The sequence below is a fragment of the Streptomyces sp. NPDC057474 genome, from assembly GCF_042802555.1.
Lineage (GTDB): Bacteria > Actinomycetota > Actinomycetes > Streptomycetales > Streptomycetaceae > Streptomyces.
The window spans coordinates 16575-27476 of record NZ_JBHVDX010000135.1; the positions used below are offsets into that span (position 1 = coordinate 16575).

The 10902-nt window shown below is 69.3% G+C and carries 6 protein-coding genes and 3 pseudogenes; 3 read left to right on the forward strand and 6 right to left on the reverse strand.

The annotated features are described in order from the left end of the window. Positions 1–110 precede the first annotated feature (110 nt). The 3 genes and pseudogenes from ACFU53_RS30470 to ACFU53_RS30480 form a co-directional block, all read right to left on the reverse strand. Positions 111–254, reverse strand: coding sequence for a hypothetical protein (locus ACFU53_RS30470; RefSeq protein ID WP_383999340.1), 144 nt, complete (start codon positions 252–254; stop codon positions 111–113). Positions 255–270: 16 nt separating this feature from the next. Further along, positions 271–452, reverse strand: a pseudogene (locus ACFU53_RS30475) (transposase); the annotation flags it as partial. A 92-nt stretch (positions 453–544) separates the two neighbouring features. After that, on the reverse strand, positions 545–1387 hold the full coding sequence (locus tag ACFU53_RS30480) for a hypothetical protein (RefSeq protein ID WP_383999343.1): 843 nt from the start codon (positions 1385–1387) through the stop codon (positions 545–547). Positions 1388–1484: 97 nt separating this feature from the next. Between ACFU53_RS30480 and ACFU53_RS30485 the strand changes: the two are divergent. Next, positions 1485–1628, forward strand: a pseudogene (locus ACFU53_RS30485) (IS5/IS1182 family transposase); the annotation flags it as partial. A gap of 48 nt (positions 1629–1676) precedes the next feature. Here ACFU53_RS30485 and ACFU53_RS30490 read toward each other — a convergent pair. The 3 genes and pseudogenes from ACFU53_RS30490 to ACFU53_RS30500 all read right to left on the reverse strand — a co-directional run. Then, a pseudogene (locus tag ACFU53_RS30490) lies at positions 1677–2150 on the reverse strand (protein kinase); the annotation flags it as partial. A 583-nt stretch (positions 2151–2733) separates the two neighbouring features. Continuing rightward, entirely contained in the window at positions 2734–6957 is a 4224-nt protein-coding gene (locus ACFU53_RS30495; RefSeq protein WP_383999346.1) for a WGR domain-containing protein, read from the reverse strand. Positions 6958–7006: 49 nt separating this feature from the next. Further along, positions 7007–8830 (reverse strand): ankyrin repeat domain-containing protein, encoded by a 1824-nt coding sequence (locus ACFU53_RS30500; protein ID WP_383999348.1) that lies wholly within the window; start codon positions 8828–8830, stop codon positions 7007–7009. 644 nt (positions 8831–9474) lie between these two features. On the opposite strand from ACFU53_RS30500, the gene ACFU53_RS30505 reads away from it, so the two are divergent. Beyond that, a complete protein-coding gene (locus ACFU53_RS30505; RefSeq protein ID WP_383999351.1) occupies positions 9475–10224 on the forward strand; it encodes a transposase family protein in 750 nt (249 codons plus the stop codon). Positions 10225–10472: 248 nt separating this feature from the next. Further along, entirely contained in the window at positions 10473–10883 is a 411-nt protein-coding gene (locus ACFU53_RS30510; RefSeq protein WP_383999354.1) for a hypothetical protein, read from the forward strand. Positions 10884–10902 lie beyond the last annotated feature (19 nt).

A 10902-nucleotide genomic window follows, 5' to 3' on the forward strand; every position in this document is an offset into this window, starting at 1 on the left:
ACAACACCGATCCCGATCAGCGCCTGTTCCCAGTGATCAGCAGCCGACGCGGCATGCCACACATCAACCGCTGCGCGGCAGACCCCCGGGACGTGCCGCGCGGGACGAGGTCAGTGGGGTACCAGCACCGCAACTTCGCAGCTGAACCCCACCACCAGCCGACCGTCCGGGGAAACGGCCACCGCTTGCACCTCTTCGGGGAACACCAACTCCCGGCCGATCTGCTGGCGGGTGGTCAGGTCCCACACCCGCACCGTCCCGTCCTTGCTGCCGGTAACAGCGTAGGGACACCCGGGCCTTGGACCATTCCCGCGAAACGGCGGTGAGCGGTGGCCGGATGGGCCGAACACCGGCGGGAGCTGCGCCCAGGTGCATCCCGTGGTGGCCACGAAGACGATCGCGGCCAGCACCTCACGGGGGAGTGCCTGCTCCTGATCCCCGTGCCCGATCGGCAGGTCCCGCCTGTGACGGCACCATGCTGCACGGCAGTGGGCGCGCCATCCTGCCCAGTTGGAGGGTGTGCCTCTCGGTCTGTAAAAGCAGGTCAGGACCGGGGCCGGAAGTAGGTGCCGGTGGACTGCTGTCCGGTGACGGTGACGGTGGCGACGCAGCGCAGGAGGCGCAGGCCATCGGCGTATTGGGTCTGGGAGGGCGGGATCACGTCGATGGTCCAGCGGGCGGGGGCGATGCCCAGGGCCTCGCCCTGCCTGGACTTCGCCATGACGTCGCGTGAGCAGAGCTTGCGTACGTCGGGGTGCTTCGTCAGTTCCTGCTGGTTGATGGTCGTCCCGTCGGTGGGGAGAGGGGCGATGGCGAAGGTCTCCCACATGTGCTCCACCAGGCAGTCGGAGCGGGTGACGGTGACGGTCCCGGCGGTGACGACCATGCCGCCCCAGCACTCGGCGGTCGTGGTGCAGTGGGCGTTCACAACGTCGACGGAGGCCGCCGGGCAGTCCTCGGTGGTGGTGGGCACCGTGAAGTCGGCGGTGGCGGACGATCCCTCGCCCTGGGATGCCGTGCTCGCGGTGGAGGAGATCGTGGACGCGGGGGAGGAGCCAGTGGGCTTTTCGGACGAGGACCCGCTCCGGTACGCGAGCACCCCGGCCGTGCCGAGAACGGCCACTGCCAGCGCCAGGGCCGGGACGGCCAACCGCCCGCGCCGGTTCCTCTTTTGGTCCTGCGCGGCCACGGACGTCTCCGGTCCGCCGCCCGGCGCAGGCGACGGGAAGCTCAACGTGGCGTGCGGCGATGGGGAGTTGCCGTTTGTCGGGGCGGCCAGGGCGTACATGGTGGGGGCGGTCGGCGCGGCATCGTGCAGGTCGACGCCGGCCAGGGCGTCCCGCAGCGCCTCGGCACTCGGCAGTCGGTGAGCCGGGTCCGGGGCCATGGACTGTCTGAGGACCTCGTTTAAGGGGTCCTTGCAGAATGATCCTCTTGTGGCACGGTGGAGGTGTATGTGACTCCGTGTTTTGTGGGGTGTGACCATGGCGCGGCGGAAGCCGTGGGAGGTCAGTGACGAGTTGTGGGCGGTGATCGAGCCGCTGCTGCCGAAGCATGAGCGGCGGTTTCGGCACCCGGGGCGCAAGCGGATCGATGACCGCAAGACGTTCCACGCCGCCGTACTGGTTGACCATGATGTTGCCCGGCTTGATGTCGCGGTGCAGCACCCCGGCGGCGTGCGCCGCGGCGATACGTACTCCGATGTCCCACGCCTCCCGCACCGGGAAGGGGCCCTGCCGGTGGAGCCGGTCGCCCAGCGATCCGCCCGGGCACAGCTCCAGCACCATGTACGGACGGCCGTCGGCGAGCACCCCGGCGTCGTACACCGCGACGACGTGCGGATGGCCCGACAGTTGCCCGGCCGCCGTGACCTCACGTATGAACCGCTGTTGGTCGCGAACGGTGGCCAGCACGCGGCTGTCCATCTTGAGCGCGACCTCCCGGCCCACGGCCAGTTGACGCGCGCGACACACGGTGGCGAACCCCCTGGCCGAGGACTTCGATGACCTCGTAGCCGGGCAGGTCCATACGTTCGGTCCGCATTGTGCACAATCCCCAAGTGAAGCTTCCTGACCCCGGTCGCGTACCTGCACCGAGGATGAGACCACCGCCCTGACCCGCGCGGACCGACAACGGGCCTGGCCAGTCATCGGTACCGGGGGTGCCCCGCCCCAATGGAACACACGGGGAGTCGGACGGGGCCTGGGCTACGACACTTCCAGATGCGTGTCCCGGGGGCATCGGTGAAACTACGCAATCCGCCTACGTGCTGCTGCGGCCTGGGAGGCATCTGTGAGTCCGAGCATGTGGCGGGCCGGCCGCACGGGATCTTCCGGCGCTTCGACCACCCTGGTGGTGAGCTGTCGCAGGAGGGCCGGTATGTAGACGGCCGGATCAACGGCGTACGGCGCATCCATCGCCCGAGCGCCCCGGTGGCGAAGGCAGCGGGGGCGGAGTACGGCACGGGCGGGCCGTGGAAGGACGCGGCGGAGTCCGTGCGCGTCTACGAGTGTGTGTACGACGACGGCGACCTGATCGGCACGCTCTACCGCGACGCAGCCGGGGTCGAGGTCCACCAGCACGGCAAGCCGGTGCCGCCGCGTCCCGACGGTGTGGCGCCGACCGCTAGCTACGTGCCCGGCGGCGACTCCGGCGGCTGGCTGTTCATGCGGCGCCGTGGCGAGGAGGGTGAGGAGACACTGGAGAGCCTGGAGTGGTGGTCCGACGGCATCCTCAAGAGCGAGCGGGCACCGGACGGCACGGAACGGCCTGTCGGCGTGCGCCGTCCCGGGCCGGGGCGGGCGAGGTCTCGCGGTAGCCCTCCTGCAGCTTGGCTGCGATCAGCTTGGCGGCCTTGCGGGCGGCGCGTGCCGGGGCGCGGTAGCGCCGGGTGTCGACGGCGCCGACCGTACCGACCTTGCCTGTCCGGATGGAGACCACGTCCAGGGCCTGGTCGCTGAAGAGCTCCCAGTACCGGGCCGGCTTGCCCTCGCGACGCAACTCGAAGTAACGGCGCTCGGCGTGGGGGTTGAGTTGCTGGCCGTGGTAGAGCTGCGCCACCACGGGCGCGACCGCCTCGATCGCATCGGCGAAGGCATCGCCGAATTCGGTGGCGAGCATCCACGCCAGCGATTTCCCCCACCGAAGGTCCTCCGGGCCGTTCCGGGTATGTGCGAAGACCCGCCCGTCATCGCTTTCCAGGTCCGCGACGACGGTGACGGGGGCCGGATCTTCGCCGAACGACTCGACCAGCAGGTCGAGCGACTCAAATACCGGCCGGGCGTTCTCCGCCCGGGAGGGGGGCATCGTTCCCAGGTACTCCTGGCCCAGCTCCCGCAGGGCAGGGCGGCGGGCCAGCATCTGCGCCGGGGACAGCACGCGCATCCCCGAGTCACCGCCCACAGACCACCGGGCGTGCCCGATCTCGCGCCAGAAGGCGCGCAGGTCCTCCGGAACCGGGTGTTGCCGCTCGGCTTCGAAGGCGGCGATCTCGTCGTCGCCCACGCCCGACCCCAGCTCGACCTCGATGTTGTTCATCAGGTCGCCATAACCGTGGGCAGTGAGATACTCGGCGTTCTCTGTGAGCGCCCTGGCATGCCATACGGCGTCCCGGGAGCCGTCGCGGGTCCGGCCCCTGATCCACTGCCGCACCGTCATGTCCTCCGGCCGCAGGTAGCCGTCGCGCCACTCCAGGCAGTAGAGGGACGCGTTGCGGTCGCGTTGCGCCTCCAGCTCCCACTGCTGATGCGCGGCGATCGCCTCCGCCTCGGTGGCGTACCGGGGGCCGTTGAGGTCGGCCCTGCCGTCAAAGATGATGCGGTAGTTGCCCTCGCCGTTGCCGCTGCCCTCGGACGGGGTGCGGAAGGAGCGCATGACGGCGCCCTTGCCCGGCACGTACCAGGGGCTCGACTCGGCCATCCCGCTCGCCGCGGTGCTGCTCCTCAGCCGGGCGAACGCCTCGGCGGCGGCCTCGGTTCCGGGGAAGGCCAGACCGACACTCTGTCCGGCCCCGCTGTTGTTGCGGCCCCACCGGCAGGTGATCCGGTCGCCGTAGCGGACGAACTCGGCGAAGCCCTCCGCCCGGCGGTCCCAGAACAGTGCTCGTTCGGACAGTTCGGTGGCCCCGGTGAGGAACTCCCGCATCTGCCCCTCCCCGGCGGGCCCGACCTGGAAGGGCAGACCGGTGATCTCGTACCCGTCGAAAGCGTGCACCGTGCCGTCGGAGTCGAGGAACCAGACCTCGCCGCTCGCGGCGTCGTGCAGGATCCGCCGCCCCACGGTCACGCCGGCCAGAATGCCGAGGTTGTTGTCGGAGATCTTCCGGCGCGGCTTGCCCGCCGCCCGGGCAGTCACTCCCTTGTCCAGCAGGCGGCGCCGCTCGGTGTCGGCCGCCCCGGACAGCACCGCCGCCAGCCGCTTGGCGGTCTTCTTGCGCTCCAGCGGGTTGTCCCACCGCATGCCGCGAGCGTGCTCGTCAGGCTCCAGCGGCTGCTCGGCGATGGAGGAGGCGAGCGAGTGTGCGGTGCGGACCAGCTCGTACGTTTTGGCGGCCAGCGCGGCCTCGATCCCGACCACAAGGGCGTACTTGAAGAAGCGCCGTGCGATCTCCTGCTGCGGCACCGGCCAGCCGACCAGCTCTCGGAGCAGTTCAACCTTGGGCTGCCCCTGCTCCACGAAATCGGCCAGGGTATAGGCGTAGCAGCCCGCCGCCATTCCGTCCCGCCGGACGCGCAGCGCGGACATCGCCTCGTGGTGCACCTCGTCGGAGAAGATCACGCCGATCGCGTTGCCCATCCGCCAGAACGCGCGCCGCTCGGTGAACAGCCGCTCGGTCAGCGCGGTCCGCGAGCGGGGGGAGTTCATGTTGCGAACCGCGGAGTACAGGTTCGCGACCAGGTCCTCAAGGAGCGCGTCCTCGGTCTGGCCGTGGTCGAAGACCTTCCCGCTCTTCCTCGCCGGAGCGGCGAAGCGCAGGCCGTACTTGTCCAGCGCCCCGATCAGGTACTCCTGCGCGCCCGCATGGTCGAACCTGTACAGCTGGTGCCCGGCGGCGTTGCGGGCGTGGATGGACGGATGGGTGAGCTTGGTGACGACCATCGCCCTGGCCACCCGTACCGCCTGATCGGCGGTGAGCCGGGGCAGGACATAGGTCTCCTCCGTGGACGGGTTGAACAGTTCGTTCCACAGCTTGTCGACGGTGGTACCGGTGGCGGGCAGCTCCGCGAGACGCATCAGCCCGTCGAAGACCTCTGGCCGGTGCGCGAACGGGGCGAGAGCCCCCAACACCTTCTTCTTCATGCTCTCGACCGTGATGGTCGCCGACCAGTCGTTGTCGTCGGGCTCGTCCGTGTGCTCCAGAACCCGCAGCAGCACACCCACGAAGGGGTGGTCACCGGAGGTGATCTGGCCAGTCACCTCGGCGAGCACCTCGGCCTGCGTCGACACCGCCAGTGCCCCGAAGCCCTCGGCGACCAGTTCGGCCCGGTCGGCGTCGGCGCTCTCCAGGACGGTACGGATCGCCCAGGCGCTCACCTCGGCGGCGAACCCGTCCACGTCGGCGCGGTGCAGAATCCGGCGGGCGACCACCCGCGTCAGCTCCGGGCCGGCGATCCGCGCGGTGATCTCCGGGCAGTCCTCCGGCGTCGCTTGCAACTCCGTCAGGACCGCAGCGGACGCCTCGGCCAGGGCCAGAGACCGCTCCAGCTCATCGGCCGGCATGAACAGCTCGTGTCCGGCCAGCTCCTGGGTCTTCCCGGCCAGGGCGAGCACGCGCCGGTGGTACGGGTCCTTGCCCAGCAGGAAACCCACCACGGGCGCCAGCGCCTCGGCATCCCGTATCAGGCAGTGGACCTCCCACACCGCGGACAGTACCCACGGCCAGTCCTCGCCGCTCGTGGCCGCTGTGCGCGCGAACTCATCCGCGTGCGCACTGGCCGGCCTGCCCGCGCGCTTGTCCAGCAGGGCGCGCAGCGCACACGTGCCCGGTGTCGCGTCCATCCGCGCTACCGCGGCGGCGACTTCGGCATCGGTGAGCGCTCCGTGCTCCAGACCGCCGAGGACACGGTGGAACTTTGCCAGAGTCAGTACATCGGGTGCGATCTCCATGGAAACCAGTTCGGCACGCGCGACCTTCTCCGGGGGGTTGGCACCGGAGGCGTACAGCACCGTGAGCGAGCGGCGTGCCCGGAACCCCGGCACGACCGGCACGTCCCCGTCCAACGGCAGCGCACCGAACACCGCCACGAACGCGTCGACCAGCGGCAGGCACTCGCCCACCCGCCCGATCGCCGCGAGCACCCGCGCCCGCTGCTCCTCCAGCGCCAGCAGCGAGGTGTGCAGCAGCCAGTAGACCGCCAGATGCGGGTCACCGGCCAGCCCCGGCAACTCCGCCTCCAACGCCTCCTCCGCGGCCTGGTGCGTCGGCCACGCCGCCGACAGGTGACCCACGGCGCGCTCCGCCAGCTCGTCGTCGGTCTGGACCGCCCTGCCCTGGTCATCACGCAGTGGCTGGGACAGCAGCCACACCAGCCACTGGTAGCGCTCGGCCAGCGTCGCGGTACCGGGCGTCCCGGCAGTGTCCTGCGGCGCCGACTGCCCGGTGCGGTGGGCGTCGCGGAGCTTGTCCTCGTCGCCGCCGGCGTTCACTTCCGCAGCGAAGGAGGTCCAGTCCTCAAGCGAGTCGAACTGCGGGTACAGCTCGCGGGTCTCGTGGTCCTGCCACCACACCCGCCCGTCTCCCCGCACATCCAGCAACGTGTAGTTGTCACCCTCGCTGTCGAGGATGAAGAAGCCCGAAAGGGTCTTGTCGATCGCCCCGAAATACGAGTAGTTGATCCGCAGGTGGTCCTTCACCAGATCGCCGCCGGACGGGTCGGTCAGCCCCTCCACGGACGACGCCTGCATCTGTGGCGTGATCGGCAATCCGTAGAACCGGCTGACCTGGTCGTGGCTGTGCATCAGTGTTCCTCAGGGTGGGTGGGAGGTACCGCGGGCCGTGCGGTCCTCGCTATGCGGGGGTGGGCTTCAACGCCGGTTCGCCCGCGCGGAAGAGGGCGAGCAGTTTGTCGCGTGACAGGTTGCCGCGGTCCAGGGCTTCCTCGACGAAGCGTGCTGCGAGCTCGTCTGTGTCGGGATCGTCGAGTCCGTGCTCCACGTCCATGTCGCCGTATTCGATCGAGTGGTTGGTCAGGACCAGGAGCGGGGTCCGCACGGCGCCGTCGACGGTCAACTGGTGGCTGTTGTCGTTGCCCCATATGAAGTCGCGGATCCGGCAGTCGCCGGCGACCAGGAGGCTGTTGTCCGTCACCAGCGCGTCGGCCTCGACATCTCCGGCGACGACGAGGTGTCCGTCCTCGCGGCTGTTGTCGACGATCGCCCCGTCCACGTGGAGGTCCCCGGCGACGATCAGTGGGGCGGAGAGGACAAGGGGGCCGCGCACTCGAATCGATCCCGGTACGAAGTGGGGTTTCTGGCCGAGGGAAGCAGGTGCCTGCGCGGTCAGGCCCAACTCGCGCACCGTGACCGCAAGGGCAAGGTGTTTCCACGGGAGTTTGTCGAGGAGCGGGCCGTCGAGGAGTTCGTCCCACACCTCGATCGGCGAGCTGAGTACGGCGGTGATCAACTGGGCGAACAGCCCGTGACCGTTGCGCCGGCCGAAGCCGCTCGCCCAGAAGTTGAGCCGTGCACCGGGCAGCCGCCTGGCGGCCACGGGCAGTCCGGACAGATCGATGTACGTGGGCTGTGCCACCCCGCCCACGCCGAGTGCCCGCAACATCGCGGGCCGGCCGATCGATGTGGCGATCCCAACCGGGGTCTGTCCCTCTACGTTCGTGGCCGCCGGATTCGCCCCGTAACGGACGAGGACCTCGGCGCAGCGGGTCCGATTGCTTTTTACGGAATGGTGCAGGAGCGTCTCCTTGTCCTTCGCGGACCACGACGCGTTGGCGTCGAGGCCCGCGTGCAGGAGCGTCTCCAAGCCCTCCGGGAAGTTCTGGTCGATCGCGTCGGCCGCGCCGGCTATGAGGTCCCTGTTGCCGACGAGGAGTGCGGCAAGGAGACGGCCCAGAACGAGGTTCGGCATCTCCGGCTGCGGCACTGTCCCGTAGAAGTCGAAGTGGAGAGAGAAGAAGCCACCGAGCGGGAGCGGATTCTTGGCGGGACTGGTCAGCCGCCGCGACGGGAGCTCCGTACGCGCCCATGCCTGGAAGTCCGGCAGCACGGCCACCGGATCGAGCGCCCACCGGAGGACTTTCTCGTCCTCCTGGACGGCTGCGGAGACGAAGAGGAAGTCCTCCTCGGGATCACGGTGAGTCTTGATGGCCGCCGCCCAGGAATCGCAGCGTGCCTTGAGTGCCCGCAGGAGGTCGCCGGGGCGGAGTTCGTCCTCGTAGGGTTCGTAGTCGTCCTGGCGCGTCACCTCGTAGGCGTCGGCATGGGCCCGTGCCCTTGCCAGGGCCGCGGTGTCCGGCCTCTGGTCAACCTCGGAGAGACCCGCGACCAGATGGGCCAGCCGGCTCAGGGCGCGCAGGTCGGCATGGGTGTCCTCGCGTCGCTCCAGCACCGCGAACGCGCGTGCCAGGGAGTCGTCAAGGCGTTCTTCCCCCTCCGAGCCGTCCATCCACTCGCACGATTGATCCTGCCGTGCGAACCACCGGAGTTCGGCGATCCGGGCCCAGAGGAAGAACGGGTCCGCCGGTGCGAGCGCCAGTGCCTCCTCGATCCGCTGGACGCGTGGCACGGACGCCGGACAACGGTCTCCGAGGACTGCGTCACGCAGCTTCGCAAGCTCCCGGGTGTGGGGCATGGCCGGGCAGGCTCCGATCTGTGTCATGTGTGTACGCGTACGTAGGGGATGGCTTCGTCCGGCGGTTACGTGCGCGACCTCGCGCTGAGATCGAGCGTGCCCAGCACGGTGAGCCCGCGCCGATGACCGCCATTTCGGTGTTGCCGTGGGTGGCCCACCGGGCAGGCAGCCGAGCGGTGCGTGCCCGATCGTGACCGACGACAGCGGTCGGCGGCATCGGTAGAACTACGCAATCGAACTCGGCATCTGGAAGAGCGGCGCCGCCTGCCTGCCGATCGACCGCCGACTGCCTGAGGAGCGCCAGGACCCCATCCTGTCGGACGCCGCACCGCTTCTGGTCGTGCGCGGGGCGATGGGGAGCAGGGAAGCCGACCGAATTGGCCTGGACCGGGAGCCACCACCCGAGTTCCCGCGGCTGACCCTCATGTCCGGTGGTGCACCGCCATGGCGCACCACCGCGGACCGTCGGGACGGATGTCGGCCGGTACGACGCCGACGCCACCCGCGCCCTTGAGGGGCAGTCCTCATCGCCTTCGTCGTCTGTGAGCCTTTTCAACGTGGCCACCGATCGAGTGACGCCGGGGTCATGCGGTGGGTGTGCGCAACGGACAGAGCTCCCGTGCCGTTGAGAGAGGTGTTCGACGTCTCAACTCAGCAGCACAGGAGCCCTGTTGGTTCCGTATCCTGCCGCACTCGACCTGCCTCACGCTCTGGTCGAGTGGGTCACGATACTCATCGTCACCCGCGAGGGTGACCGGCGGTGCAAGCTCCCGCCGTACCGGCGTGCGCTCGTCGCACTCGTGTACCTGCGCCGCCACGACACCCTCGCCCGCATCGCGGCCGGCTTCGGCATATCCGTCGGCACCGCCCACGCCTCCGTCACCGCCGTCACCGGCCTGCTCGCCGACCGCGCACCCGGCCTGCTGAAGACGCTGCGCGAGCACGAACCGGCCTTCGTCCTCCTCGACGGCACCCTCGCCGAGTGCGACCGGGTCGGCGACAGCCGAGGCGACTACTCCGCCAAGCACCGCCGCCACGGCGTGAACATTCAGGTCGTCACCGATCCCGCCGGGAAGGTGCTGTGGATCTCGCCCACCCTGCCGGGCCGCACCCACGACCTGACCGGCGCCCGCACCCAGCGCATCATCCGGATCTGCGAACGCCAGGGCGTCCCAATCCTCGCCGACCGCGCCTACACCGGCGCCGACCCCTGGGTCACCACCGGCCTCAAACGCCCGCCCGGCGGTGATCTCACCCCCACCCAACGCACCCTCAACCGTGCCCTCGCCCAAGCACGAGCCCCCGTCGAACGCGGCATAGCACGACTGAAGTCCTGGCAGATCTTCCGCAGATCCCGCATCAGCCCCAACCGCATGACCGTCATCGCCAAAGCCGTCCTCACCCTGGAGAGGCAACGCTGAAAACGCTCACTGATGGAACTCGCCAGGCCCTGACGTGCTCCCCAACGGCCCACCCCCACACCCCGCCCCAACCTGTGCTGAAGGGTGTGTCCAGCGGCTCTTTGCAGTCGCTCTTCCGATCAGGATCCGGGCACCGTCGCAAGTGCAGTGTGGCGGTTGCGTTGAACTACGCAATTCACTACCGGACTTCGCCTCAGGGTGCGTGCACGCCGGGGTGGGTGTCGGTGGGCACGGTTATGGTGCCGGTCGTGTCTGGTGATCTTCGGGATGGTGGGCAGGGCGGCGAGGACGAGTGGGAAAGCGTCACGGAGGTGCTGACCACATCCGTCGACGACCATTGCTACGCGGTGACCGAACATGTCGATGGCTACGACGGAACGGCGGTACGGGTCTGGGACCTGGCCACCCGCGAGGAACTCACCGGCGACGACTGGCCCGAGGAGATCACCGAGTTGGTAATCGGCGGCAATGAGTTGGTCCCGGCGGTGCTGTCCGTATTGGTCAACCGGAAGGGCTGCTCATCGGCGATGATTTCGTCCTCTCCCACCCCTCCCGCACCGCCCTGCCGCCCGACTTCTCCTATTGATCTGGTTCGGAGATGCGTGAGCAGTAGCGGCAGATGCGGTCGAGGATCTGGTCGGCAGTCTTGGTCCATTTGAAGGGTCTGGCCTGGTCGTT